A 24,299-nucleotide genomic window follows, 5' to 3' on the forward strand; every position below is an offset into this window, starting at 1 on the left:
ACGCAGTAAGGAACCCCGATGTCCCTCGACAACACCCGCCGCTTCCCGTTCTTCTCCGAGGCCTCCGCCCCCGCCGGCGGCGAAGGCTGGCAGTCCATGTACCCGTACTACCTCGTCCCTTCCGAGGAGACGCAGAAGCACGAGGACGCCCAGTTCTGGTTCGCCGACACGATGCACTGGTCGCGCGGCGCGCACCCGTTCGACAGCATCGGCGCGGAGGCCGTGTACCTCGGTGTCGGCACGTTCAGCACGCGCATCTTCGCTCTGCCGGTCTCGCTCGGCCTCGACGTGCGCATGTACAACGGCTACGTCTACATCTCCCCGCTCGCCGTGACCGACCCGGCGCAGATCCAGGCGCGCGCCGCCGTCTTCCAGGAGCGCGCCGGCTACTACTACGCCAACTGGGACGAGCTCTACGGCAAGTGGAAGGCCAAGATGGACAATGCCATCGCCTCGCTCGAGACCATCACCTTCCCGCCCCTCACCGAGTACGACCCCGCGGAGGTCGTCTTCGAGGCCAAGGGCACCTCTGAGTCCCTCGCGGTCATCGAGAACTACCACCGCCTCATCGACGAGTTCTTCAAGATCTGGCAGTACCATTTCGAGTTCCTGAACCTCGGCTACGGCGGGTACATCACGTTCTTCCAGTTCTGCAAGCAGGCGTTCCCGCTCGTGACCGAGCAGCAGATCTCCCGCATGGTGGCGGGCGTGGACGTGCTCGCGTTCCGCCCGGACGACGAGCTGCGCGCCCTCGCCGCCAAGGCCAACGAGCTCGGCCTCGTCGAGGTCCTCGCCGGCGAGGGCGCCCCCGAGGCGATCCTCGCCCGGATCGCGGCCGCCCCGCGCGGCGACGAGTGGGTCGCGGCGTTCAACGCCGCCAAGGACCCGTGGTTCAACTACTTCACCGAGTACGGGTTCACGCACGATCAGGTCACGTGGGCCCAGGACCTCTCCGTGCCGCTCAAGAACATCGCCCGGTACGCGACCAAGATCGCCGCGGGCGAGGACATCTCCCGCCCGATCGAGCGCCTCCGCGAGGAGCGCGACGAGATCGTCGCCGAGTACCGCGCACTGCTCGCCCCGGCCGAGGCCGCCCAGTTCGACGAGCTCCTCGGTCTGGCCCGCACGGTGTTCCCCTACATCGAGGAGCACAACATCTACGTGGAGCACTGGTCCCACAACGTGTTCTGGCAGAAGGCCGACAAGCTCGCGCAGTTCCTCGTCTCGGCGGGCTTCCTGGCGGACAAGGAGGACTTCTACTACCTCAACCGCTTCGAGGTGGACCAGGTGCTCTTCGACGTGGTCGACTCGTGGGCCATCGGCGTCGAGGCCCGCGGGAAGCGCCGCTGGAACGCGGAGATCGAGCGCCGCAAGCCAATCGTCGCGGCCCTCCAGTCGGTGCCGGCAGCCCCGGCGTACGGCATCCCGCCGGAGCAGGTCACGGACCCCTTCGCGGTCATGAACTACGGCGTCACCACCGAGCGCGTCAACGACTGGCTCGGCTCCTCGGACAAGTCCGCTGCCGGCCTCAACGGCATCCCGGGCTCCATGGGCGTCGTCGAGGGCCCCGTGCGCGTGCTGCGCTCGGAGAACGACCTGCCGCAGCTGCAGCCCGGCGAGATCCTCGTGGCACCCATCACCGCGCCGTCGTGGGCCGCGGCGTTCTCCGTGGCCGCGGGCGTCATCACGGACATCGGCGGCATGATGTGCCACGCCGCGATCGTCTGCCGCGAGTACGGTCTCCCCGCCGTCGTCGGCACCGGGTTCGCGACGGCGCGCCTCACCACCGGGCAGCGCGTGCGGATCGACGGGCGCAAGGGAACGGTCGAGCTGCTGGACGCTCCTGCCGCGGACGACGGCGCGCCCTCCGCGGGCGCCGACGCCACCGACACGTCCGCCTTGGTCTGAGCCGAGCCCCGAGAGGAGATCCACCGATGTTCACGCTGCACTTCAGCGACCCAGCCTGCCGCGACGTCCGGGAGACCGGCGGCAAGGCCAAGAGCCTCGCCGACATGACGGCCAACGAGCTGCCCGTGGCGCCGGGCTTCGCCGTCACCGCGGAGGCGTACCGCCACTTCCTCGGCTCGACCGGGTTGGGCGAGACGATCGGACGCGTCCTGGACGAACCCCTCGATCCGCATGACCTCGCCGCCCTCGAGCGCACCGGCGAGGAGCTCATGAGAGCCGTCCGCGCCACCGCCCTGCCGGAGGACGTCACAGAGTCCATCCGCGACGCGTACGCGTCGCTGTGCTCGGAGACCGGGCTCGAGGACGTCTCCGTCGCCGTGCGCTCGAGCGCCACCTCGGAGGACTCGGCCGGAGCCTCGTTCGCCGGCGAGTTCGAGACCTGGGTCGACGTCACGGGCGCCGAGGACGTGATCGCGCACGTCCTCAAGTGCTACGAGAGCGTCTTCGCGCCCCGCGTGCTCGGCTACGCGATCGAGCAGGACCTCGACCCGCGGACCATCGAGATGGCCGTCGTCATCCAGAAGGTCGTGCGGGCCCGGGCCGCCGGCGTCATGTTCACACTGAGCCCCACGAGCGGCGACCGCTCGAAGATCGTGCTCGAGGCCAGCTGGGGCCTGGGCCTGTCCGTGGTGGGCGGCGAGGTCACCCCGGACCGGTTCCTCGTGGAAAAGATCGGCCTGGAGATCGCGGACCGGACGCCCGGCGACAAGCGGATCGAGTACCGCACGGGCACGGCGCCGACGCCGGTCGAGGAATCCCGCTGGACCGAGCTCTGCCTCGACGACGCTGAGGTCATCGCCCTGGCCACCCTCGGCAAGCGGCTCGAACGCATCCACGGGTCGGCGCAGGACATCGAGTTCGCGGTGGACGAAGAGCTGCCCGAGGGGGCCAACATCGTCCTCCTGCAGTGCCGCCCGGAGACCGTGTGGAGCGGCGCCGAGCGCAAGCCCGCGTTCGACGCCTCCGCCGGGATGATGTCCTGGATCACCGGGTCGATCTCCGGCGGGACCACGCCTCCCGGCCACACGCACGATCTCGCGCACAAGCACTCGGCCTAGGGGAACAGCACCATCATGACGACGACGCCCACCTCGGCACCGACCGCCGGATCCGCCGCCCGGCAGGGCAGGCTCCTCCGCCCCGCCCCGCCCAGGGAGGACTGGAACCGGTATCGCCTCGGCCGTTTCCTGCTCCGCGCCGAGCTCGCGACAGGCCGCACGTTCGCCGACTACGAGGAGGCCTGGCGCTGGAGCGTCGAGGACCTCGAGGGGTTCTGGCAGCTCGTGTGGGACGAGTCGGACATCATCGCGCACACGCCGCCCGAGAGGGTTCTCGGGCGGCGCGCGATGCCGGGCGCGGAATGGTTCCCCGGGGCCACGCTCAACTACGCCGAGCACGTGGTGCGGGCGCTGCGGGAGCGGGGCGACGCCGTCGTGCTCAAGTCCCGCAGCCAGACGCGGGCGGCGAGCGAGTGGACGGGGAACCGGCTGCTCGAGGAGATCGGGCGGCTGCAGGCGGGGTACCGGCGTCTCGGGCTCGAGGCGGGCGACCGCGTGGCCGGGTACCTGCCCAACACCCCCGAGGCCCTCGCGGCGTACCTCGCCGCCGCGGGAATGGGGCTCGTGTGGGCCGCGGTGCCGCCGGAGATGGGGCCGCGCAGCGCGATCGACCGGTTCGGGCAGCTGGACCCGAAGCTGCTCATCACCCTCGACGGGTACCGGTGGGGCGCGCGGGACGTGCCGCGGCTCGCCGAGCTCGAGGAGATCCGGCAGGCTCTGCCGGGTGCCGCCGTCGTGCTTCTGCGCTATCTGGACGCGGATGCGCAGATACCGGACGGCATCGGGACGTACGAGGAGCTGCGTGCCGAGCCGGGCGAGTTCGAGGCGGTACCGGTGCCGTTCGCGCACCCGCTGACGGTGCTGTTCTCGTCGGGGACCACGGGGAAGCCGAAGGCGATCGTGCACTCGCACGGCGGCATCCTGCTCGAGCACTCCAAGGCGATCCCGCTGCAGTTCGACCTCGGGCCCGATGACCTCGCGTTCTGGTACACGACCACCGGGTGGATGGTGTGGACGCTCATGGTGTCCTCGCTGCTGACCGGCTGCGGGCTCGTGCTCGTGGACGGGGATCCGGGGTGGCCGGCGCTCGACGGCGAGTGGTCCCAGTGGGCGGTCGCCGCCGAGACCGGCGCGACGTACCTCGCGTCCGGGTCCGCGTACCTCGCCGCGTGCGCGAAGGCCGGGCTGCGCCCGGGCTCGCGCTGGGACCTGGGCCGGCTGCGGGAGATCAACTGCTCCGGCTCGGCGCTCTCCGCCGAGGCGGCGGAGTGGGTGTACGACGCCGTGTCGCCGACCGTGCTCCTCGGCCCCACCTCGGGCGGGACGGACGTGTGCACAGCATTCGTGGGAGGGACCTTCCTCACCGAGGTGCGCGCCGGGGAGATGTCCTGCCGGGCGCTGGGGGCGGACGTTGCTGCGTGGTCACCGGCCGGGGAGCCCGCGGCCGTGGGCGAGCCCGGGGAGCTCGTGGTCAAGCAGCCGATGCCGTCGATGCCGACCGGGTTCTGGGGCCCGGACGGCGCCCAGCGGTACCGGGACTCGTACTTCCACACCTTCGAGGGCGTGTGGTGCCACGGCGACTGGCTCGTGCACACTGCGGACGGCGGGTGGATGATCACCGGGCGGTCCGACGCGACACTCAACCGCGGCGGGGTGCGGCTCGGGACAGCCGAGTTCTACGCGGTCCTGGACCAGGCGCCGGGCGTGGCGGACTCGATGGTGCTGCACTTCGAGGACGGCAGCGGGATGGGCAAGCTCGTGCTCGCGGTGGTGCCGTCTCCTGGGGCAGATCCGGACGAGCTCGCGGCGGGGCTGCGGCGCCTCATCCGCACCCAGCTCTCGCCGCGGCATGTGCCGGACGTTGTGGTGGCCGTGCCCAGCGTGCCGCGGTCCTCAATCGGCAAGCGTCTCGAGGTCCCGCTCAAGCGGATCGTCCTGGGTGCGGAGGCGACGAACGTCGTCGACCGCGGCGTGCTCGTGGATCCCGACGGGCTCGACGCGACGGTCGCCGCGATCCGCGCGGCGCTCGGGCATGACAGGCCCCCGACGGCATGACAGGCGCTGGCGCGGGCCTGCTGTGCCGCTTCGGGCCTGCTGTGCCGCTTCGGGCCTGCTGTGACGGGATCATCGTGGAGACCCCGTACTCCGGATGGTCTGGGCCCCGGCGGCTCACCTCTGTCCGGGAGCTGGGGTCCGCGCCGGTCAGCCGTGGGGGCCGCCGGCGAGCCTGGACTCGATCCCGGTGGCAGTCGCCCTCAGCGCCTCGACGATCCCCGGCATAGCGGGGCGCTTGAAGCGCGAGGCGGGGATCGCCGTCGTGATCGCGGCGACGACCTGTCCGGCCGGCCCGTGGACCGCGACGCCGAGGCCCACCACGCCGGACTCCGTCTCCTCGAAGTTGGTCCCGAAGCCCGCGCGGCGAACGTCGGCCATGGCGCGTTTGAGCCGGCCGATGGACCCGATCGGGCTCGTGGGCCAGGGCGGAAGGCCGTTGCGGTAGAGCTCCTCGAGGTCAGCGTTGCTCATCTCGGCCAGGATCGCCTTGCCCCCGGCCGAGGCGAAGGCCGGCATCTGATCGCCCTGACGCACAGTGACCCGCAGGACGGCGTCCGCTTCCACCCCGTCGACGAACATGATGTTCCCACCGCGGCGGATCATCAGCTGGACGGTCTCCCCGAGCCGGTCGGCGAGCTCGTGCAGCGGGACCTCGGCGGCCTTGCGCAGCTGGGACATCGAGGGCCCGTGCGCGCGGTCGGGCTGCATCGCGGGCCCGATGCGGTACCGGCGGTCCCCGGTGCGGGCGGCGAAGTCCCGCAGCACGAACGTGGCCAGCATGCGGTGCGCGGTCGACGGCGCGATCCCCAGCGCCTCCGAGGTCTCCTTCACCGACAGCGAGCCCCGCTCGCGCAGGAGCTCCACGAGCCGCAGCGTCCGGTCGACGGACTCGATCGGTGACGCCTCTGCGGCGCGGGGCGGCTCCTGACTCATGCGGCCATTCAACCACCGGTAGCGCCGCCCACCCTGCGGAGCGGTCAGGTCCTGATCTCGTCGAGGAGCTGGCAGAGCATCAGGTCAAGTGCCGAGTGGTCGATGCCCAGCGAGAACACGTCTGATGTATGGAGGTGCCCGGGATCGACCACGAAGTGCGGGAGTCTTCCGCGCGTCCGGAACCGTTCGGCGAGCAGGAGGAATGCCTGCTCCTGGAAGTCCGGGGGATCGAATTCGGCCACGACGGCCAACAACGGCCCGGGCCACGCGGCCAGGCCCGCCACCGAGGACCGTGCCCGGAGGTCGCCGTCATCAGTGCCGTAGTACATCCCCACGAGGTTCCTGTGCTGTCCTTGGGTCGACGCTGGGGCGTAGATGCCGGACACGAGTGCAAGGGCCGCGATGCCTCCGGTTTCGCCGCCTCCATGGCCGGCTATGAACGATCCAACGTGCGCTGCCCCAGCGGAGTCTCCGGCGAGGACAATGCGGCCTGGATCCCCGCCATACGCGGAGATGTTGCCCCGGACCCACGCGAGGGCAGACGCGACATCCTCGGCCGCCGCAGGCCACGTGTGCTCGGGGGCCAGGCGGTAGTCGATGACGACGGCGACGGCGCCGTGGCGGCAGGCCCAGGCGCCGATGTTGTCGCAGTGCGTCGTGCCGGGAAGCCACTTGGTGCCACCGACGAAGCCGCCACCGGGCGCCCACACCAGCACCGGCGCCCGGTTGTCCCTGGCCCCCGGGTCGTAGTGGACGTCGAGGCGCTGGCGAGGGTCTGGACCATACGCCGCGTCCCGTTCGATTCCGGGGGCCGTGTATCCGCGCCGCTCGTGCGGTTCGCGCAGCAGCTCAAGGATCGCCCCGACCGTTTGGGGCGTGAAGGGACTCCGCGCCAGCTCGCGGAAGGCATCGCGGAAGCTTCCCGGAGAGGAAGGAGTATCCGTCACGGCTCCTCCTCTTGTGGGCCGCTCGCGGTCGTCGTGTTGACCATTGTCCGCGGGGAATCGAGCACCGCTCAGAGGTGAGACTTGATGAACTCCAGGATCATCTCGATCTCCCGCTCGACCGCCGCCTCGACGGGATTGAAGGGCGTCCCGTCGAAGTACCGGGCGGAGGTGCCGGGGCCGTCGGGGCTGCCGTGGCCCGAGTCGATCGACTTGCGCCACCGCTCCGCGTGGGCGGCCCACTCCTGCCGGTTCACGATTGCGGGCTCAGTGAACCAGACATTCCAGCTCAGCGTGTTGCCCGCAGTGAGCAGGTTCCCGGAGTAGATGTTGAACAGGTCCATGACGAGCCTGTTGAAGTCGTCGGCCACCTCATCCCCGGTTGACGCAATGGGCCCGATCTCGACACCGAGATGCGCCACATTCCATGCCTCGTCGGCGTGCCGCGCGAATTCGGGAATCGGGAAGTCGGTGCTCTCACCGTCACGGAGGGGGAAGATGGGCTGCTGGGGATTTCCGGGGTCGAAGGTGCTGACCTGAATCGCGTGCTGCTTGTCGTGCGGGAAAGGGTGATTGCTGGCGATGAACTCGTTCCAGAGCCACCGCACCAGGCTATTCTCCTTCGCACTGGGGGTGAACCAGATCTGGCCCGTCACGGTCATGTCTGCCGCAAGGGTCTTTGCCGGCTCGTCCACCCAGCCGCGCTGGCCCGTCACCGTCACCTCGACGTTGAGGCACCCGAGCGAGGCGGTGCACACGCCCTGCTGCGGGCAGATGATCGAGTAGACGCGCCCGGCGTCGTCGTAGCCGAGCCTCGAGATGTCCGGGGCGAACATCTGGTAGCAGCGCGAGTCCGCCCGGCCCGGATCCGACTCCCACGAGAATTCGGGCCAGAGGACCGCCTGCTGCCGTGTCAGCTTTCCGATATTCGCCATATTCCCGAGCATCGGCAGCGACGAGAGGTCCGGGTCGGGATAGGCGAACGCCGGATTCGATTGGGCAAAGCCACCCACCCAGCCGGGCGGGATCAGAGGTTGGACATTGGTCACCGCAGGACCTCCAGAGGAATCCGTGGAACCTTCGAATATGCAGTCGTAACGAGTCGAAGACTATCCGCGCCGGTCGGAAAACGTCGATAAGCACCCCGATGTCGGGCATGACAAATCCAGGAACTGACCGCGAATCTACTCTCAGACGTGAGCGCACGACGGCGGGTGGTCACCCGCCATCGTCAGCTCCCCGCATGCGGGCCCGCGTCTCGGTCCAGCGCCACGTCCTGGATGACCTCGTTGTGCCGGAGGAACCAGGGTTTGAACGGCGGGTCGAATCGGGCGAACCGGGGCGGACCTGACGGTCTCAGGCCGGCTGCGGCGAGGGCGTGCTGGAGCTCGCGGCTGCGCTTGGCGAAGTCAGATTCGGTCCCGCGGCCGGAGAAGCGGACAACCGCTGCCGTGGAGCCGGGCACGGCCCGGATCCGCACCCGCGGGTCGGCGGGAACGGGAGCCGATTCCGCGGTCATTCCGGCAGGGGGCACGAAGGCCACGACGTACGGGCCGTCGTCCGAACCGCCGGCGGCGTCGCCCATGGGCCCGTGCTGGAGCACCGGCGCCGTCATCTGCACCTTCTGGGACTGGGACTTCGGAGACTTGGCGCCCTGGAGCACGGGGGCGGTCATCGCCACGGACTGCCGCGACGTGTTGTTTCCGCTGATGTAGTTGAACAGGTGGCGGAAGGCGGCGTTGCCCGCCCGGTCGAACGTCGCGGCGACCTCCACCTCTGCCAGCGTGTGCGCGGGGTACCGCCGCAGCTCGAAGTCCGCGTACCGCCGTACAAGCTCGTAAGGCTGCTGTTCAGTCATGGCCCCTCAGACGCTACGCCCGGGATCGGGCCCCGCCTCGACCACACGCTTGATGTCCGCCAGAACAGGCGCCCACGAAGTGGTGACCATGGAGTCCGCATCGGCCTGGGTCGGGCTGTTGCCGTGGGTCAGTGTCAGGGTCGTGGCGCCGTTGTGCTCCGTCAATTCGTAGGTGACGTGGTGGTAGTTCTCCGGCGAATCCGCGGTGCCGGCCATCGGGCTCCAGTGGGTCGTGCTCACGACCCTCGGCGGCTCGTACCGCAGGACCGTGCCCTTGTCGGTGTAAGACTGGCCCTTCCACTCGCCGCTCCACGTCACGGCACCGCCGGGGCGCCAGTCGGCCTCGATGGTGGTCCCGTGCAGGTACCGCGAGACGGTCTCGGGGTTGACGAGCGCGTCCCACACACGCTCGATCGGGGCGTTGATCTCGATCGACGTCTGGGCTGAGTAGGTGTCGGCCATGGGGGCGATGCTACTACCGCATTGTCGCTACTGGGCCGCACAGGCGATCGGCTTGAAGCCAGCCGAGGCCATAGTCGGGCTCGGGCTCGTGGGGGTCAATTCTTCGTATGCGGCACCGGAAAACTCGCCTTGGAGCTGCACCAGAGCTCGATCGAGGTCCTCCGGGGTGATGGTTGGTTTGCCCCCAAGGCTCAGAGAATCGTAGGTGGAATCAGCTTTCGAGGAGATCTTCTGCTTGGCCTCCTTCACCGCACCGCTCGAGGACACCAGATCAACGCCCCATGCCGCTTGGGCAAGCTTGGTGTAGCTGTTCTCAAGGTCAGCGAAGGCCGCGGCCACGGTGCCCGGAGGGGCCTGCCTCCCGTCAGCAAGGCAGATGTAGCGCGCAGCCGAGACGTCGAACAGGGCCACTGATCCGAGAAACTCCTGATAAGGCCCCGCACGGCGGGCAACGGAGCTGGCCTCGACGCTGTCCTGGGCATTCTGTTTGGCCATCCAGACAGGAATCAGCAGGCCAGCGATCCCGCATCCGGCCACAATGAGCGAGACGAGGAACTTCCACTGCTCGAGCCTGTCCAGAAATCGATGGCCAGTTCCTTCGCGTGCGCGAGCCTCATCGGCTGCTGAATCGATTTCTGGATCCGCCATTCTCCCCATCCCCCTTGAACGTCGGTAGACGCCGCGACCAGCATTAATGTTGCTGATCTGTCCGATGTCCACAAGGCCCGACGGGGCCGCTCACCCCCGAAACCGCTTCCGCTGAGGCAGTAGCACAGCTCAGCCGAGCGCACGACGGCGGGCACCCACCCGCCGTCGCGCGCTCGGCTGAGCTGTCGGTACAGCGACGCCTATCTGGCAGGCGACGGGTCGGTGATGCGCAGCGGCGCGCCGGTCTCGACGAGGGTCTTCAGTCCGGAGACGGTGTGGGGGCAGTGGCCGGTGGCCCTGACGAGGAGGTCGCGGATCGCGTCGGGCCCGGAATGGGTGACGGTGAGCAGGGTCGCCTCCCCGAACGGTTCGATGTCCCAGATCAGGGAGAACTTGTCGTGGCTGGGGCTCTGGGAGAAGCCGTCCGCATTGACAGTCAGGACGAGCCGGCGCGGCTCATCGGCCTCGACCACCGTGCCGCTGGCGCGGACCGTCCCGTCCGGACCCGTGTAGGCGACGTCCGAGCCGTCCCGCCACTCGCTGCGCACCTCCTGGTAGGGGAAGTACTGGACGGTCTGGCTCGGGTCGGTCAGCGCCTCCCAGACCCGGCCCGGGCTGGCCTTGATGAATGCCGAATAGGTGTGGCTGAACTCGCCGTCCATGGCTGCCTCCCGTGGCTGATCGCACGGCTCCCATCCGTCGCCGCGCACGGCTTTGAACGAATCTATTGGAGTCGGCTTCTAATGAATAGGATGTTACTCTTGTGACGATGGCCACACAAGAGCCCGCCCGGCGGACGTACACCACGAGCCTGCGCCGAGAGCAGGCAGAGCAGACCCGGCAGCGGATCCTCTCCGCCGCCCGCGCCCTCCTGACCAACGGGACCTACAGCAGCGTGACCATGGAAGACATCGCGCGCGAGGCCAGCGTGGCCCCGCAGACGATCTATGCGGTGTTCGGGAACAAGCTCCGGCTCGCGGAGGCGATGGTGGACGCCGGCTGGCCACACATCCCGCCACTGATCGCCCAGATGGAGGAGGCGGCCGGGCTGCGGGATCCGGAGGAGTGGCTGCGCACCATGGCGCGGCTGCACCGGCAGGTGTTCGAGCCGTGCGCCGACCTGATCCGCTTCACGAGCGTGTCCGGCGACCCCAGGCTCACCGCCCGCTACGCCCGCATCCAGCACGGGCGCCATGAGCGGGTGCAGGCCCTCGCCCCCATCCTGGAGCGCAGCGGACGCCGCCGCCCGGACCTCTCGGCCGAGGAGGCCGTCGCGGTCGCCTGGACCATGCTCGGCCCCGACAACTACGCGCACCTCGTGTATGACCGGGGCTGGACCCCCGACCGCTACGAGGAATGGGTCGGCCAGGCGCTCGTCGACCTCACGCTCACCCCAGCCTGACGCCGCCCCCTGGCGGGACGAGCCACAGCGAGCGCACGACGCCGGGGCTCCCACCTGCCGTCGTGCGCTCGCCTGAAGCGTCGCTAGACACAGCCCTACGGCGCGAGCTCCTCGAGGACGCGCCCCTTGGTCTCGATCGCGAAGAAGATCGTGATGAGCCCGCCGAGCAGCGCGATTCCGGCGAAGACGATGAACACCCACCCGATCCCGAAGCCGTCCATGATCCACGCGACCAGGAGAGGGCCGAGGCTCGAGCCGGCGCGCAGCCATGCGCTGCCGAAGCCGGTGCCGATGGCCCGCAGGCGCGTCGGGTACAGCTCGGCGGAGTAGAGGTAGAGGGAGAACGAGATGGTCTGCAGGATCGCGTAGGCGATGCTCGCCCAGAGGACCACCTGCACGGCGGACACCGCGCCGAGGGCGCCGAGCACCACGAGCGGGACGGTGGAGGCGAGGAACGCCACGGAGTACCAGCGTTTGCGCCCCACGCGGTCAATCAGGAACGCGCACAGCACGGACGCCACCACGCCGACCCCGGAGGTCACCCACCCGTAGGCGAGGCTGGTCTGCAGCGGGACGTGGAAGACCTCCTTGTACAGGGTGGGCAGCCACGTGATGAGGCCGTTGTTGACCACGTAGACGCTGATCCACAGGCCCCAGATCATGAGGGTGCGCTTGCGGTAGATCCCGCGGAACAGCTCGCGCCAATCGGACTTGGCCTCGACCGCCGGGAGCGGCCGCTCCGCGGGCTCGGCGAGTATGTGGCCGGCCTTGATGGCCTCGCGCTCGAGCATCGACACGACGGCGTCGGCCTTCTGGCCCCGGCCCACGGACGCGAGCCAGCGGGGCGATTCGGGCATGAGCCACCGCAGCGGGATGGTCAGGATCGCCGGGACGAGCCCCACGATGAACATGGCCTTCCAGCCGAACGCGGGGACGAGGAAGTACCCGGCGAGCCCGGCGAACATGAGGCCCACGGGGAAGATGACCTCGTACAGGAGGAAGAAGCGGCCGCGGCGCCGCGCGCCGACGAACTCGTTGATGTACGCGCTCGCCACGGGCACCTCTCCCCCGGTGCCGATGCCCTGGAGGAACCGCATCACGATCATCGACCACGCGCCCCACGCGAAGAGGCACGCGAGGTCCATGCTCACGAACAGGACGATCGTGATGAGCAGGGTGGGCATGCGGCCGATCCGCTCGGCGAGCGCGCCGAAGAAGAGGGAGCCGAAGAGCTGGCCGAGGTAGCCGGCGGAGAGGATCATGCCGATCTCGCCGGCGCCGAGGTGCCATTCGGTGACGAGCTGGGGCATCGCGAACGCGATCGCCAGCACCGTGTAGGCGTCGAAGAAGGTGGCGGAGCCGATCACGACGCGGATCATCGTGAGGCGCCGCGTGATCGGCAGCCTCTCGAGCCGCGCGACGATCTCGGTCTGCGTCGCGGAGGTCTGTCCGCTGGCCATAGCAGTCATTGTGGTGGGATTCCTCCCCTCCGCGCACGGGCGGAGCTGTCGGGACGTCATTGTCGCCGCGGTGGCGCACGACGGCGGGCGGGCACCCGCCGTCGTGCGCTCAGCCGGGATGGGCTCGGCTCAGGCGCGGGCCGGGACGGAGGCGAGGCCGAGGTGCGCCGAGGCGAGGGCCAGGGCGATCTCCTCGTGAGCGCCGGGTGCGAGCGGCAGCAGCGGGGTGCGCACGGTGGCGTGCTCGAGGATGCCGCGGGCCACGAGGCCCTCCTTGAGCGCGACCGTGCCCTCCATGTGCGAGCCGCGGTGGTAGACGTTCTTGGTCACGGGCAGGAGGCGGTCGTGGACCTCGCGGGCCTTGGCGTAGTCCTTGGCCTTGCCGGCGGCGATGAGCTCCACGAGCGGCTCGGGGGCGAGGCCGCCGTAGCCGACGAGGGCACCGTCCACATCGAACATGGTGTGCAGCAGGTACTCGTCGTGGCACGTGAGGATCTGCAGCTCGGGGAAGGCCGCGCGCAGCACAGGGATCTCGGTGTCCCAGCGGCGCATGTTGCGGACGCCGTTCTTCGTGGCGAACACGCCCTCCTGGCCGGCGATCTCGAGCTGGGTGTCCAGGTTGTAGGTGGCCTTGGTGGCGTCCGGGTACTGGAACAGGATCAGCGGCAGGCCGCTGGTCTCGTAGATCCCCTTGTACCGGCTCTGGGGCGCGCCTTCCTGGTAGCCGAACCGCAGCCAGCCGTGGGACGGGTAGACCAGGCCGGCGGAAGCACCGGCGTCGACGGCGCGCTGGGCCTCCTCGGCGGCGACCTTGTTGCCCTCGCCCGTGATGCCGGCGATGATCGGCAGCCGGCCGTCCACGGCGTCGCGGAACGAGGAGATGACGAGGGCCTGCTCGGCCTGGGTCAGGAACGTGCCCTCGCCCGCATGGCCGAGGACCACAAGTCCCTTGACGCCCTCGACGCTGCCGAGCCAGCTGCCGAGGCGGTGGATCGCGTCGACGTCCACGTCGCCGTCGCGGGTGAACGGGGTGACCGGTGCGGGGACGAGGCCGCGGAGGTCGATGCTGCTCATGGTTGCTCCTCTTCGAGTGTGGTTCATGCCGTCCGGAAGGTTTCCTTCGGCTGAGGGAATCGATTCCGTTATCGATTGCTTCAACGGTAAGCTGGGTCACAGGAGCACGTCAAGGGTTGATTTCGAGGAGGTTGCGGTGGCTGGCAAGGAGGCCCGCGCGGGGTCGCGGCCCACGATCGCCGACGTCGCGGACGCGGCCGGGGTTGCGAGGTCCACGGTGTCCCGGGCCATGAACCGCGAGCACACGTTCTACCGCAGCGACTCCGCGGCGCGCATCCGCGCGGTGGCCGAGTCCCTGGGCTACGAGCCGAATCCGTCCGCGGCCAACCTCCGGCGCCGGCAGACGAACACGATCGGGGTGCTCGTCTCGCGCCTCACCGACACGGTGATGGCCACGCTGTACGAGGAGATCGCCGCGGCATGCGCAGCCCGCGGGTACCACGCGCTCGTCGCGACGACCTATGGCGACCCGGGGCTCGAACGGGAGAACGGCCACGCGATGCTCGCCTCACGAGTCGACGGGCTCATCCTCACGACGGCGACGACGGAGGGCGGCCTGTGCGCCGAGCTCCTGGAGCGCGGCATCCCGCACGTGCTCGCCCTGCGCGCGTACGGCATCAGCCCCAGCGTGACGGGCGACGACGCGCTGGGCGGCTACCTCGCAACACGCCACCTCATCGATCTCGGGCACCGGGAGATCGGGATCGTGGCCGGGCCGGACGAGGCGCCCACGGCGTTGGCGCGGCGCGAGGGGTACCGCCGGGCCCTGGCCGAGGCGGGGCTTATGGAGCCGCCGGAGTTCGCGTATCCCTCGACGTTCTCCATGGAGAGCGGGGAGGCGGCGGCCGAGGCGTTCTTGGCGGGCTCGCGGCGGCCCACCGCGGTTTTCGCGGTCAACGACAACACGGCGATCGGCTTCACCTCAGTGATCCAGCGGGCCGGCCTGCGCATCCCGCAGGACCTCTCGGTGGTCGGCTACAACGACATCCCGCTTGTGGCGCGACTCGCTGTGCCCCTGACGAGCGTGCGCGTCCCGTTCCGGGAGATCGCCGCGGCCGCCGTCGATGAGCTCCTGACCTCGGTCAACGGGCAGCCTGCCTCACCGCAGCGTCAGCGGGTCCTTGCACCGACACTCATCCCCCGCGCCTCGACCGGGCGGCCGCGCGGAGCCGGCGCGTGAACTCGTCGAGCCACGCGCCCACCGTGGCGCGGGCCACCGGGTTGTCCGGGTAGCGGCAGCGCAGGTGCAGCCCATCCCCGGCGGCAATGAACCAGACCATGAGGTTGTCCGTGGGCAGCACGGCGGAGACGAACTGCGGCTCGAGCGCGGGGTCGAGGCCCAGCGGCAGGCGGCGCATGTCCAGCCACGAGATCGCGAACATCCCGGGGGGCTCCACCGCCGGGCCGATGCGCTCGAAGATCGGCGCCAGGGGATGGGCGCCCAGGCGCACGGCCTCCTCGACGGCCCCGGCGCACGAAGCCGGGTCCGTCGAGGCGATGTCGAGCACCGCGTTCGTGATGAACCAGCCGACCGCCGCGCGCCACCGCTGCTCGGTGCGGGAGTGGACCGGGAATACCGCGCGCAGCGGCGCGCCCGCGGTGTCCTGGAACAGCTGCGCGAGCTCTGACAGGACCGCCGCCAGGAGGCGCACGCCCTCCTGACGCCCGCGGGCCTCGAGGCGGGCGAGCTCGTCCTCGCCCAGCACGTCGCGGACCTCGACCGCCGCGGGGGACGGCCGCGACAGATCGCCCAGCGGCAGCGGGAACACCGGCAGCGCGCCGCCGCCCGCGCTCAGGATCTCGCCCCAGTGCCCGATCACGCCCGCCGGCGCCGCGGGCATCTCCGCGAGGGCCCGCGTGTGGTCGGCGAACGCGGGCGGCGCCGCCGCAGGAGCCGGCGCGGCGGCCGCGCTCTCCGTGGGCGCCGCGGGTGTCACCCCCTCAAGCACCTCGTGGGCCAGGATCAGCAGCGACCACATGTCCACGTGGGCGTGATCGCTCGCGAGGACGACGACGGGGCGCGGGTCCGGCTCGCCCGGGCCGGGCGTCACCAGGGCGAGGAGGTACGACGGCGCGGCGAACGGGCGGCACTCGGCGTCCAGCAGGGCGCGGAGCGCGTCGCGGGCGGCCGGGTGCGGCCCCACCTCGTGGCGCCGCCACGCGCCGTCGTCCATCGTTGCCTCGTGCAGCCGGACCCGCGGGCCGTCCGGCGAGAAGACGGTGCGCAGGGTGCCATGGCGCGCGATCACGGCCCGCCACGCGTCCGCGAGCGCGGCACGGGTCGCGGCACTCGTCGCAGCCTCTGGCAGGCGGAAGGACACCGCCATCCAGGACCCCTCGCGGTCCCCGCGTCCCACGTGGCGGCCCTGGTCGTAGGAGACGGGCAGTTCGCGCGCCGGGTCGGGCACAGCGCGCACGGCGAAGCTCTCGAGGGAGCCTTCGGGCAGGGCCATGTGGGCAACCGTGGTGAGCCGCATGGTGCCGTAGTCTAGGGCCCACATGTTTCGGGACAGTGCGCGGGAGGGCCCATGGCGTCATTCCAGACCCGCGGGGCGGTCCTCGACTACGAGATCGCCGGCTCCGACGGTCCGCTCGTCGTGCAGCTGCATGGCCTGACGTCCAGCCGGGAGCGCGACGCGCAGCTCGGCCTCAACCTTGCGCGGGCGCTGCGGGACCACCGAGTCCTGCGCTATGACGCCCGCGGGCACGGCCACTCGACGGGGACGCTGGTCGAGGCCGACTACACCTGGCCGAGCCTCGCTGAGGACCTGCTGGCCCTGCTCGACCACGTCGCCCCCGGCGAGCAGGTGCATGGGGTGGGGCCGTCGATGGGCACCGGGACCCTCCTGCACGCGGCGCTGAGGGACCCGGGGCGCTTCGCGTCCATGACCCTCGTGACGCCCCCGACGGCGTGGAAGAGCCGGGCGGCCCAGAGCGAGACCTATCTGGCCAACGCCGCCATGGTCGAGCAGGAGGGCGTTGCCGCGTTCGTGCAGCGCGGCTCGACGGCGCCGACGCCGCCCGCGCTCGCCGACGCGCCCGAGACGGGCGTCGCCGTGCCCGAGCGACTTCTCCCGAGCGTGATGCGGGGCGCCGCGGCGACCGACCTGCCGAAGAAGAAGCAGGTCGCCATGATCGAGGTGCCGGCCCTGATCCTCGCGTGGAGCGGGGACCGCTCGCACCCGCTGACCACCGCGCGGGCGCTGCACGACCGGATGCCGCACAGCCGCATCGTCGTGGCGCGAACGCCCTACGGGGTCATGGCGTGGCCGGGGCTGTTCGCGGAGTTCGTCACGACGGTAGGCGTCGGGGACGTGCCCTTCTGAACGCGACGCACGCTGGAGGCGACGCTCCGGATCGGCCGAGCCTACGCCGAGCGCCTGGCCGCCGAGGGCTACGGTCTGGTGATCGTGGGCTAGGGTCTCGTGAACCGACGCGGCGGTGAGCGGCGCTTCCTCGCCCAGCGGAAGCCCGAGCGGCACAATGGCTCTGGACGACGAGGCCCAACGACGGACGGGCAGCGTCGCCGAAGCGCTACGTCACCCACCATTGCCAAGGAGCCTCCCATGGCCGTTCGCGCCGACCTCAACATCTCCCTCGACGGCTACGCCTCGACCACCGACCAGACGCCGGAGAACCCGATGGGCGAGGACTGGCCGCGCCTCGTCGCGGCCTACACGGGCACTAGGACGTTCCGCGAGAGGGTGCTCGGTGACCGCTCGGGTGAGGGGACCACCGGCGTCGACGACCGCTACGGCGCGGAGTACTTCGAGGGCATCGGCGCCGAGATCATGGGCGCGGGCATGTTCGGCTTGCACACCTTTCCCGACGATCCGGACTGGCGCGGGTGGTGGGGCGACGAGCCGCCGTTCCACGCCCCGGTCTTCGTCCTCACCCACAATGCCGACCGCGCGCCCATCGAGTTCGACAACGGCACGGTGTTCCACTTCCTCTCGACCACCCCCGAGGAGGCCCTCGCCAAGGCGATCGACGCCGCGGGCGGAGCCGACGTGCGGATCGGCGGCGGCGTGGACACCGTGCGCGCGTTCCTGCGGGCCGGGCTCGTGGACCGGCTGCACGTGGCCATCTCACCGATCCTGCTAGGCCGCGGGCAGAACCTGTGGCAGGACCTGCGCGGGCTCGAGGCCGGCTACACGGTCAGCAGCGAGGTGGCCGAGAGCGGCGTCGTTCACATGACCTTCGCACGGGACTGACACCGAGACGGATCCCGGGACGCGAGCCTCATGCCGACCTCTCAGCCTCTCAGTTCGGCGGGCCTCCTGGCGTAGCGGGTCTTAAGGAAGGCGGCCATGTCTTCGAGAGTGGTGAGGGCACCAGGCAGGAGATGCACCTGGGCGAGGAAGCCATGCATCTGGCCCTCGATGAGGCGTGTAGACACGGGGACTCCTGCACCAGCCGAGCGGTCAGCGTAAGCCTGCCCTTCGTCTCGCAAGATGTCGTCTTCGGCCAAGATCACCATGGCAGGTGGGGCCTCGGCCGCACGCATCGCGTCGAGCATCTTCTGGCTGGCGGCGTCAACTGGCACGATTTCTCCCGTCCCCTTCGGTCAGTGGTGCACTGTGAAATCGCGGTCGAAGTCGACCTCATGGGTGAGCTGCCAGTACTCGATGTGGCTGAACGGCCAGATCTGGGATACCCGGCCGCGGCGGTTCTTGTACCAGCTGCGCACCTGCGGTTGCCCCCAGGCGCGGGTGGCGTTCGCGGCGTCGACCTTCGCGACGATGTCGTCGAGCGCGGGTCGCGTCACGGAGAAGCCCTTCACGCCCCGCAGCAGGATCTGATGGATGGCCTCGACCGCGAATTCGACTGCGCACTCCATCATGAAGTGCTGGCTGCCGTGCACCACATAGTTCGTGTTCGGGCCCATGATCATGAAGAGGTTCGGGTAGCCCGGCACTGAGATGCCGGCCCACGCGCGGGCGTCGCCGTCCCAGTGCTCCTTGAGGGTCTCGCCCGTCGCGCCGCGGACCTCGATCGGGTCGAGGAAGTCGGAGGCTTGGAATCCGGTTGCGTAGATGACCGCGTCGAACTCGTGGACCTCCCCGTCGGCGGTTGCGATTCCGTTCTCGGTGAAGTGGTCGATGCCGCTCGTGACAATGCGCGTGTGCGGTTGCTGCAGGGCTTCGGCCCACACACCGTTGTCGCGCAGCATCCGCTTGCCGCCTGGCGGGTAGTTCGGCACCACGGTGGCGACGATCTCGGGATGGTCCTTCCACTGGCGGCTGATGATATCGGTGAGGATCTGGCGGACCTTGAGGTTGACGGGAGAGACCGAATCCTCGCGCTCCCAGCCGGGGGCGGCGATCACGGTGTGCGCCCGTCCGGTGGCAGATTGGAAGAAGCCGGAGAGACGGAACCACTGCCCGTAGTAGGGGACGTGCTCGCACAGCCAGCTCAGTGCCGAGGAGGTGCGGTCGTGGTAGTTCGGCGCCGGGATCATCCACGGCCCTGATCGCTGGAACACGGTCAGCTGCGCGACGCTGTCCACGATCGCCGGGACGATCTGGTAGGCGCTCGCGCCGGTGCCGATGACGGCGACCCGCTTGCCGGCCAGATCCACCCCGTGGTCCCACCGCGCCGAGTGCATCTGCGTGCCATGGAAGTCACCGCGCCCCGGATAGTCGGGAATGTTCGGCCGCTCGAGCTGACCGACGGCCGAGATGACCGCATTGAAGTAGTGGACCACCTCGGTGCCGCTGCTCGAGCGGGTTCTGACCTCCCAGTCGCCGCGCTGCTCGTCCCACGTGAGAGCGGTGACCTCGGTGTCGAAGACAACGTGCTCGCGCAGGCCAGCACGGTCCACGATCTCGAGCGCGTACTCTTCGATCTCCTCTCCGCGGGCGTAGGCGCTCGGCCAGTCGGTGCGCTGGGCGAAGGAGTAGCTGTAGGCGAAGGTGGGGGTGTCGAGGCGGACCCCGGGATACGTGTTGGCCCACCATACGCCGCCGACTTCGGAGTTCTTCTCGAAGGCAGTAAACGGCACGCCTGCCTGGCTCAGACGGTACATGGCGGCGATGCCGGACATGCCCGTGCCGATCACCGCCACCCTGAAGTCCCGGCCCTGGGCGACCCCTTCGAACGTCCAGTCGGGGGCGCCGAGCTTCTTGGGCGCGAGGTCGAGCTCGTGGGTCAGCAGCTCGGTGTCCGCATCGCTGGCTCCGTTGGTGAGGAAATCAAGGAGGACGCGCGTCTGAGTCGCGTCGAGGCGGCGCGGCTTGTTCAGGCGATCATCGCGGACCCGCTTGAGGGCGCTGAGTGCCAGTTCGCGCGCCTCGGCCTGCGCTTCGACAGTCAGTCCGCCCTGCGGCGCCGGAACGACGTCCGCAGGCGGGAACGGCGGCCGAAGCGCCGGCCGCAGGATCTCGAAGTCACCTGTGACGGCGGCGAGCGCGACGAGCAACGACGGCAGATCAGCCGCCTTGACGGTGCGCTGCAGGAACGCATCGTCCTCGGTGATCGCCTGGTACTCGTCGCGCCAGTACACGTCGTCGACGGCGTCGGTAAGCGTGGCGATTGCCTCGGGGATCGTCATTGAACCCTCCTCATCAGCACTACTTGTGCAGATAGTGCACATATCCGGTATATTCTGCGTAAATAATGGTTAGCATGTCTGCTGTTGTCAAGTGACACGAGGAGCGCGGATACGCTGTGAGGATGCCCGAGAACTCGCGCTCAGCCCCGCAGGGGTCGCAGACGCTGGCCCGCGGAATTCAGGCGCTCAAGACCGTGGCAATGTCGCGCTCCGGGCTTTCGATCCAGGAAGTGGCGGCTGGATTGGGCATCCACCGCAGCGTCGCCTCGCGGTTGCTTCAGACCCTTTCAGAGGGCGGCCTCATCACGCGCGGAGGCGATGGGCGGTATCGGGCTGGCGCAGGCCTGATCCCGTTGGCGCGCAACGGTGTGGCAGTCTTCCGTGAGGAAGCGCTGCCCGAGGTCAGGCGCCTGTGCGACAGGCTGGGCGTGACGGTCGCCCTATTCGTGGAGCAGGCCGGGGCAGCCTACGCACTCCTGGTGGAGGCCCCGCGTTCGGCGGGTTTCCATCTCTCGCTCAGCGAGGGTGCAAGCTACCCTTTCGACCATGGCGCCGCCACGTGGGCGCTGCGTTCCCTCCACCCTGCCCGCCCAGACGACCCCGCCGTCCTGACCGAGGCGCGCTCGCGAGGCTGGGTGCGCACTGCCGGTGAGGTTGAACCGGGCGCGTATGCGTTGGCAGTCCCGATCGGTTCAGATGGACTGCGTCCGAACGCCTGTCTGGCCGTCATCACGCTGCGCGAGGAGCTACTCGACGGCGCACTCGAGCCGCTGCTCGAATCTGCGCGGAGGATTGGCGCATGACCTTGCGGTGGACCGGTCAGACCGCCCGGGAGCTGCCACCGTCGACGCGGATGTTCTGGCCGGTGATGTAGCTCGACTCATCGCTGGCGAGGAAGCGGACGACGCGGGCGACCTCGGCCGTACTGGCAGCACGGCGCAGAGGGATGCGAGAGGTCCACTCGGCGGGCACGGTGCTTGGGTCCGGTTTGGTGAAGCCGGGCAGGACGTTGTTCATGCGGACGCCCTGCGGGCCGTACTCGTCCGCGTAGAGCTTGGCGAACGAGGCAAGGCCAGCGCGGATGGTTGCCGAGACCGGGTAGGCGGGGTTCGGTTCGAAGGGCGAGCTCGTCGAGATGTTGACGATCGACCCGCCCCCGCCCTCCAGCATGTGGGGGGTGACAATGCGTGCCATGCGGACCACGTTGAGCAGGCAGAGCTCTAGGCCGTCGAGCCAGTCTTGATCGCTCAGCTCGAGCACTTTGCCCTTGGCCGGGTGGCCTGTGCAGTTGACGACCGCGTCGACGCGGCCGTAAGTCGAGACCGCCAGGTCGACAACCTCGCGGAGGTCGTCGACCGAACGGTTCGAACCGTCGATGCCGACGCCCCCGAGGTCCCGCGCGAGGGCCGCAGCCCGGCCCGAGGGCGACAGCGCCGCGATGCGGTAGCCGGAAGAGGCCAGCTCGGCGATGCTCGCCGCGCCGATGCCGGATCCGCCCCCGACGACGATCGCGACCTTCTCGGCCTCGGCCATCAGGATTCCCCCTCCTTCGACTTCGCCTCGGCGCCGCGCTTCGCATAGTGTTCGGTCAGCAGGTCGACCGCCAGGGTCGACAGCTCAGCGAGCTCCTGGAAGTCGACGTCATCGCCAGCCGAGGCCGATACGTAGAACCCCTCGGTCAGCGCGCGGCCGAAGGCCACGATCTTCCGCGCGAAATCCGGGTCCGCCCCGAGGGCCTCCGCTGGGAACTGTCCGCCCACCTGCCCTAGGGCGGTCTCGAACATGTCCGCGCGGATCTGAAGGTACTTCTGGCGCGCTTCGTTGTCCTCCAGACGCTTCTCGAGCGCGAAGACCAGGCCGATGACCCAGAACGCGTGCTTCGCGTTGGCGGGGTTCGAGCGAGGGGCAGCCGCGCCCGCGATCGAGCTGCCCAGCAACTCGCGCTGGCTCCGCCCCCCGACCGAATCGCGCCAGAGCCCGAAGCAGTAGTCCAACAGCGCGACGAACAGCTTCTCCTTGTTCTCGAAGTGCCAGTACACCGAGCCGATAGGGAGCCCCGAGACGCGCGCAACCTCGGACATGGTGGTCCCCTCGTAGCCTGCCTCAACGGCGAGGCCCAGGACGGCGTCAAGGATTGCCTTCTCGTTCTCGGGCGTCGTGTAGTGCACACTCCTGCGCTTGGCCATGCTCACCAACTTCCCGGATCGTCACCGACCCTCAAACCCTTGACGCCTGTGTGACCCACGATATACCGTCGCATCAATCCAGAACCTGCATTCTAGAATTCGCTGAGCCGAAGTAGCCCCTGCACTCTGGAGAACGACTCCACCTACAAGACCCCGACCGTTCCGGCCGTGCCTGCGCAGCGTTGCGCCATCGGCCTGAGCACGCGCTACGAAACCCGAACAGACGATGACGGGTCTCGCGCAGAGAGGCACTCATGAAGGTCACAGAATTGATTGCCGGTTCGAAGATGAGCCGGTTCCAGATCCTCGCCGTCGTCACCGCCATCGTGCTGACGGTCCTCGAAGGCTACGACGCCGCCATGATGGCCTTCGTCGCCCCCTACGTCACCAAGGAGTTCGCTTCCTCGGCCAGCATGATCGGCGTGGTGCTCTCGGGCGCTCTCATCGGCATGGTCGTCGGCTCGGTCATCGTCGCACCCATTGCGGACAAGGTCGGCCGGCGGCGCATCGCGATCGTGGGGACCTGCATCGTCGCCGTCGGGATGCTCGCCTCGCCTTTCGCGACCGATATGGCAGGCATGATGTGGGCGCGGATCGTGACCGGCCTCGGTGTCGGTGCACTCATCTCCGTGGTCGGCGTCATCGCCGCCGAATACTCGAACCGGCACGTGTACCCGGTGGTCATGGCGGTCTACTCCGCCGCCATCAACATCGGAGCCGTGCTGGGCGCCGTCATCATCGGACCGCTGCTGCCGGTGCAGGGCTGGCGGTTCGCGTTCTGGGTCGGCGTCGTGCTGTCCGTCATCGCCATCGTGCTCGCCGTCGCGCTCTTCCCCGAGTCGATCGCCTGGCTCGCCGCGCGCCGTAAGCCGGGCTCGCTCGAGCGCCTCAACAGCACCCTCGCCCGGATGGGCCACGACCCCCTGCCCGGGCTGCCCGAGAGCCAGCTGCCAGCACGCGAGGGCAGCAGTGCACTGCGCACCGTCTTCTCGAAGCAGCTGGTCGGCCAGACGCTGCTCATGATCATCGGCTACATTTCATTCCTCGTCGTGTTCTACTTTGCCAACGCGTGGGCTCCGAATACCCTCGCGGCGGCGACGAAGAACCCGGCACTGGCGGCTCCGACCACACTGTCCCTGGGCTTGGGCGGAATCATCGGGGCCTTGGTGTTCGGCTTCATCTCCACCCGCGTGAACCCGCGCATCCTCACCCCCCTCTTCCTCATCGTCGGCGCTGGCGGCGTCGCCCTGTTCGGCTTCATCGAGACGAACCTGCCGGCATCGCTGATCGAGCTCTTCGTCGCCTCCTTCTTCTTCAGCGCCGGGGTGACGGGCTTCTACCAGATCATCCCCAAGCTGTACCCGACTCTGGCCAGGGCCACCGGCTATGGCATCGTGGCTGGCGCTGGGCGCATCGGCGGCATCGCCTCCCCGATCCTGGCGGGCGCTGCGTTCGACGCCCACATGCCGGTGCCGACCGTGTTCGTGATCTTCGCGCTGCCGCTGGTCGTCTCTGCCCTGACCATCGTCGGCCTCAGCGCGCTCGAGTCCGCGCAACGGAAGCGGGCGACGGCGTCGGAAGGCGCCGCCGGGGCAAGCGAGCCACTCGCTTCCCCGGCCAAGTGAAACCTCCCTTCCGGGCGTCGTGTCCCACAGACGCCCGGAAGGGAAGGCTGGCATTTCTAGAACGAAAATTCTA

The 24,299-nt window shown here is 69.5% G+C and carries 23 protein-coding genes; 9 read left to right on the forward strand and 14 right to left on the reverse strand.

Features of this window, described 5'->3' with window-relative positions; all coding sequences use genetic code 11:
* Positions 1 to 18: 18 nt before the first annotated feature.
* Genes SCMU_RS19095 through SCMU_RS19105 form a run of 3 tightly spaced genes read left to right on the forward strand, consistent with a single transcriptional unit; the run spans position 19 to position 5,081 of the window.
* Positions 19 to 1,908: a PEP-utilizing enzyme gene (locus tag SCMU_RS19095; RefSeq protein ID WP_229230655.1), complete on the forward strand. Its 1,890-nt coding sequence runs from the start codon at positions 19 to 21 to the stop codon at positions 1,906 to 1,908.
* Positions 1,909 to 1,934: 26 nt separating this feature from the next.
* The gene (locus tag SCMU_RS19100) at positions 1,935 to 3,026 is read left to right on the forward strand and encodes a PEP/pyruvate-binding domain-containing protein (RefSeq protein WP_229230656.1); all 1,092 of its coding nucleotides are present in this window, start codon (positions 1,935 to 1,937) and stop codon (positions 3,024 to 3,026) included.
* Between the two features lie 15 nt (positions 3,027 to 3,041).
* Positions 3,042 to 5,081 carry an acetoacetate--CoA ligase gene (locus SCMU_RS19105; RefSeq protein WP_229230657.1) on the forward strand — a complete coding sequence of 680 codons (2,040 nt, stop codon included), beginning with the start codon at positions 3,042 to 3,044 and terminating at the stop codon, positions 5,079 to 5,081.
* Between the two features lie 147 nt (positions 5,082 to 5,228).
* Here SCMU_RS19105 and SCMU_RS19110 read toward each other — a convergent pair whose 3' ends face one another.
* The 7 genes from SCMU_RS19110 to SCMU_RS19140 form a co-directional block, all read right to left on the reverse strand.
* Positions 5,229 to 6,014 carry an IclR family transcriptional regulator gene (locus SCMU_RS19110; RefSeq protein WP_229230658.1) on the reverse strand — a complete coding sequence of 262 codons (786 nt, stop codon included), beginning with the start codon at positions 6,012 to 6,014 and terminating at the stop codon, positions 5,229 to 5,231.
* Positions 6,015 to 6,058: 44 nt separating this feature from the next.
* Positions 6,059 to 6,961 carry an alpha/beta hydrolase gene (locus SCMU_RS19115; RefSeq protein WP_274602894.1) on the reverse strand — a complete coding sequence of 301 codons (903 nt, stop codon included), beginning with the start codon at positions 6,959 to 6,961 and terminating at the stop codon, positions 6,059 to 6,061.
* A gap of 68 nt (positions 6,962 to 7,029) precedes the next feature.
* Positions 7,030 to 8,007 carry a hypothetical protein gene (locus SCMU_RS19120; protein ID WP_229230659.1) on the reverse strand — a complete coding sequence of 326 codons (978 nt, stop codon included), beginning with the start codon at positions 8,005 to 8,007 and terminating at the stop codon, positions 7,030 to 7,032.
* A 182-nt stretch (positions 8,008 to 8,189) separates the two neighbouring features.
* Positions 8,190 to 8,816 carry an SOUL family heme-binding protein gene (locus tag SCMU_RS19125; RefSeq protein ID WP_229230660.1) on the reverse strand — a complete coding sequence of 209 codons (627 nt, stop codon included), beginning with the start codon at positions 8,814 to 8,816 and terminating at the stop codon, positions 8,190 to 8,192.
* A gap of 6 nt (positions 8,817 to 8,822) precedes the next feature.
* Positions 8,823 to 9,278, reverse strand: coding sequence for an SRPBCC family protein (locus SCMU_RS19130; RefSeq protein ID WP_229230661.1), 456 nt, complete (start codon positions 9,276 to 9,278; stop codon positions 8,823 to 8,825).
* 27 nt (positions 9,279 to 9,305) lie between these two features.
* Entirely contained in the window at positions 9,306 to 9,926 is a 621-nt protein-coding gene (locus SCMU_RS19135) for a hypothetical protein (RefSeq protein WP_229230662.1), read from the reverse strand.
* Between the two features lie 200 nt (positions 9,927 to 10,126).
* A complete protein-coding gene (locus tag SCMU_RS19140) occupies positions 10,127 to 10,588 on the reverse strand; it encodes an SRPBCC domain-containing protein (RefSeq protein WP_229230663.1) in 462 nt (153 codons plus the stop codon).
* 107 nt (positions 10,589 to 10,695) lie between these two features.
* Here SCMU_RS19140 and SCMU_RS19145 point away from each other — a divergent pair, with 107 nt between their 5' ends.
* Positions 10,696 to 11,328, forward strand: a complete 633-nt coding sequence (locus SCMU_RS19145) for a TetR/AcrR family transcriptional regulator (protein WP_229230664.1) — start codon at positions 10,696 to 10,698, stop codon at positions 11,326 to 11,328.
* 95 nt (positions 11,329 to 11,423) lie between these two features.
* On the opposite strand, the gene SCMU_RS19150 is transcribed toward SCMU_RS19145, so the two are convergent.
* Positions 11,424 to 12,788: an MFS transporter gene (locus tag SCMU_RS19150; protein ID WP_229230665.1), complete on the reverse strand. Its 1,365-nt coding sequence runs from the start codon at positions 12,786 to 12,788 to the stop codon at positions 11,424 to 11,426.
* Positions 12,789 to 12,917: 129 nt separating this feature from the next.
* Entirely contained in the window at positions 12,918 to 13,862 is a 945-nt protein-coding gene (locus SCMU_RS19155; RefSeq protein ID WP_229230666.1) for a dihydrodipicolinate synthase family protein, read from the reverse strand.
* Between the two features lie 136 nt (positions 13,863 to 13,998).
* Here SCMU_RS19155 and SCMU_RS19160 point away from each other — a divergent pair, with 136 nt between their 5' ends.
* Positions 13,999 to 15,042 carry a LacI family DNA-binding transcriptional regulator gene (locus tag SCMU_RS19160; RefSeq protein WP_229230667.1) on the forward strand — a complete coding sequence of 348 codons (1,044 nt, stop codon included), beginning with the start codon at positions 13,999 to 14,001 and terminating at the stop codon, positions 15,040 to 15,042.
* Here SCMU_RS19160 and SCMU_RS19165 read toward each other — a convergent pair.
* Complete coding sequence (locus tag SCMU_RS19165; protein WP_229230668.1) at positions 14,996 to 16,339, reverse strand: condensation domain-containing protein; 1,344 nt, start codon at positions 16,337 to 16,339, stop codon at positions 14,996 to 14,998. The genes SCMU_RS19160 and SCMU_RS19165 overlap by 47 nt on opposite strands.
* Before the next feature lie 51 nt (positions 16,340 to 16,390).
* Here SCMU_RS19165 and SCMU_RS19170 point away from each other — a divergent pair, with 51 nt between their 5' ends.
* Together SCMU_RS19170 and SCMU_RS19175 are read left to right on the forward strand one after the other, a co-directional pair.
* Positions 16,391 to 17,188 carry an alpha/beta fold hydrolase gene (locus tag SCMU_RS19170; RefSeq protein WP_229230669.1) on the forward strand — a complete coding sequence of 266 codons (798 nt, stop codon included), beginning with the start codon at positions 16,391 to 16,393 and terminating at the stop codon, positions 17,186 to 17,188.
* Positions 17,189 to 17,428: 240 nt separating this feature from the next.
* Positions 17,429 to 18,076 carry a dihydrofolate reductase family protein gene (locus tag SCMU_RS19175; RefSeq protein WP_229230670.1) on the forward strand — a complete coding sequence of 216 codons (648 nt, stop codon included), beginning with the start codon at positions 17,429 to 17,431 and terminating at the stop codon, positions 18,074 to 18,076.
* Positions 18,077 to 18,117: 41 nt separating this feature from the next.
* Here SCMU_RS19175 and SCMU_RS19180 read toward each other — a convergent pair whose 3' ends face one another.
* Entirely contained in the window at positions 18,118 to 18,408 is a 291-nt protein-coding gene (locus tag SCMU_RS19180) for an alpha/beta hydrolase (protein ID WP_229230671.1), read from the reverse strand.
* A gap of 21 nt (positions 18,409 to 18,429) precedes the next feature.
* Positions 18,430 to 20,415: a flavin-containing monooxygenase gene (locus SCMU_RS19185; protein ID WP_229230672.1), complete on the reverse strand. Its 1,986-nt coding sequence runs from the start codon at positions 20,413 to 20,415 to the stop codon at positions 18,430 to 18,432.
* 122 nt (positions 20,416 to 20,537) lie between these two features.
* Here SCMU_RS19185 and SCMU_RS19190 point away from each other — a divergent pair, with 122 nt between their 5' ends.
* Positions 20,538 to 21,218 carry an IclR family transcriptional regulator gene (locus SCMU_RS19190; protein ID WP_229230673.1) on the forward strand — a complete coding sequence of 227 codons (681 nt, stop codon included), beginning with the start codon at positions 20,538 to 20,540 and terminating at the stop codon, positions 21,216 to 21,218.
* Positions 21,219 to 21,234: 16 nt separating this feature from the next.
* Here SCMU_RS19190 and SCMU_RS19195 read toward each other — a convergent pair whose 3' ends face one another.
* Together SCMU_RS19195 and SCMU_RS19200 are read right to left on the reverse strand one after the other, a co-directional pair.
* Positions 21,235 to 21,948: an SDR family oxidoreductase gene (locus tag SCMU_RS19195; protein ID WP_229230674.1), complete on the reverse strand. Its 714-nt coding sequence runs from the start codon at positions 21,946 to 21,948 to the stop codon at positions 21,235 to 21,237.
* Positions 21,948 to 22,601 carry a TetR/AcrR family transcriptional regulator gene (locus tag SCMU_RS19200; protein WP_229230675.1) on the reverse strand — a complete coding sequence of 218 codons (654 nt, stop codon included), beginning with the start codon at positions 22,599 to 22,601 and terminating at the stop codon, positions 21,948 to 21,950. The genes SCMU_RS19195 and SCMU_RS19200 overlap by 1 nt, the downstream gene beginning before the upstream one ends.
* Positions 22,602 to 22,855: 254 nt before the next feature.
* Here SCMU_RS19200 and SCMU_RS19205 point away from each other — a divergent pair, with 254 nt between their 5' ends.
* Positions 22,856 to 24,226, forward strand: coding sequence for an MFS transporter (locus tag SCMU_RS19205; RefSeq protein ID WP_229230676.1), 1,371 nt, complete (start codon positions 22,856 to 22,858; stop codon positions 24,224 to 24,226).
* Positions 24,227 to 24,299: the final 73 nt, after the last annotated feature.

The organism is Sinomonas cyclohexanicum (assembly GCF_020886775.1).
Taxonomy (GTDB): domain Bacteria; phylum Actinomycetota; class Actinomycetes; order Actinomycetales; family Micrococcaceae; genus Sinomonas; species Sinomonas cyclohexanicum.

What these genes read in the sequence shown, in the direction of transcription:
- SCMU_RS19095 (WP_229230655.1), top strand. Translation starts at nt 19, where the DNA reads ATGTCCCTCGACAACACCCGCCGCTTCCCGTTCTTCTCCGAGGCCTCC.
- SCMU_RS19100 (WP_229230656.1), top strand. Translation starts at nt 1,935, where the DNA reads ATGTTCACGCTGCACTTCAGCGACCCAGCCTGCCGCGACGTCCGGGAG.
- SCMU_RS19105 (WP_229230657.1), top strand. Translation starts at nt 3,042, where the DNA reads ATGACGACGACGCCCACCTCGGCACCGACCGCCGGATCCGCCGCCCGG.
- SCMU_RS19110 (WP_229230658.1), bottom strand. Translation starts at nt 6,014, where the DNA reads ATGAGTCAGGAGCCGCCCCGCGCCGCAGAGGCGTCACCGATCGAGTCC.
- SCMU_RS19125 (WP_229230660.1), bottom strand. Translation starts at nt 8,816, where the DNA reads ATGACTGAACAGCAGCCTTACGAGCTTGTACGGCGGTACGCGGACTTC.
- SCMU_RS19130 (WP_229230661.1), bottom strand. Translation starts at nt 9,278, where the DNA reads ATGGCCGACACCTACTCAGCCCAGACGTCGATCGAGATCAACGCCCCG.
- SCMU_RS19135 (WP_229230662.1), bottom strand. Translation starts at nt 9,926, where the DNA reads ATGGCGGATCCAGAAATCGATTCAGCAGCCGATGAGGCTCGCGCACGC.
- SCMU_RS19140 (WP_229230663.1), bottom strand. Translation starts at nt 10,588, where the DNA reads ATGGACGGCGAGTTCAGCCACACCTATTCGGCATTCATCAAGGCCAGC.
- SCMU_RS19145 (WP_229230664.1), top strand. Translation starts at nt 10,696, where the DNA reads ATGGCCACACAAGAGCCCGCCCGGCGGACGTACACCACGAGCCTGCGC.
- SCMU_RS19150 (WP_229230665.1), bottom strand. Translation starts at nt 12,788, where the DNA reads ATGGCCAGCGGACAGACCTCCGCGACGCAGACCGAGATCGTCGCGCGG.
- SCMU_RS19155 (WP_229230666.1), bottom strand. Translation starts at nt 13,862, where the DNA reads ATGAGCAGCATCGACCTCCGCGGCCTCGTCCCCGCACCGGTCACCCCG.
- SCMU_RS19165 (WP_229230668.1), bottom strand. Translation starts at nt 16,339, where the DNA reads ATGCGGCTCACCACGGTTGCCCACATGGCCCTGCCCGAAGGCTCCCTC.
- SCMU_RS19170 (WP_229230669.1), top strand. Translation starts at nt 16,391, where the DNA reads ATGGCGTCATTCCAGACCCGCGGGGCGGTCCTCGACTACGAGATCGCC.
- SCMU_RS19175 (WP_229230670.1), top strand. Translation starts at nt 17,429, where the DNA reads ATGGCCGTTCGCGCCGACCTCAACATCTCCCTCGACGGCTACGCCTCG.
- SCMU_RS19185 (WP_229230672.1), bottom strand. Translation starts at nt 20,415, where the DNA reads ATGACGATCCCCGAGGCAATCGCCACGCTTACCGACGCCGTCGACGAC.
- SCMU_RS19190 (WP_229230673.1), top strand. Translation starts at nt 20,538, where the DNA reads ATGCCCGAGAACTCGCGCTCAGCCCCGCAGGGGTCGCAGACGCTGGCC.
- SCMU_RS19195 (WP_229230674.1), bottom strand. Translation starts at nt 21,948, where the DNA reads ATGGCCGAGGCCGAGAAGGTCGCGATCGTCGTCGGGGGCGGATCCGGC.
- SCMU_RS19200 (WP_229230675.1), bottom strand. Translation starts at nt 22,601, where the DNA reads ATGGCCAAGCGCAGGAGTGTGCACTACACGACGCCCGAGAACGAGAAG.
- SCMU_RS19205 (WP_229230676.1), top strand. Translation starts at nt 22,856, where the DNA reads ATGAAGGTCACAGAATTGATTGCCGGTTCGAAGATGAGCCGGTTCCAG.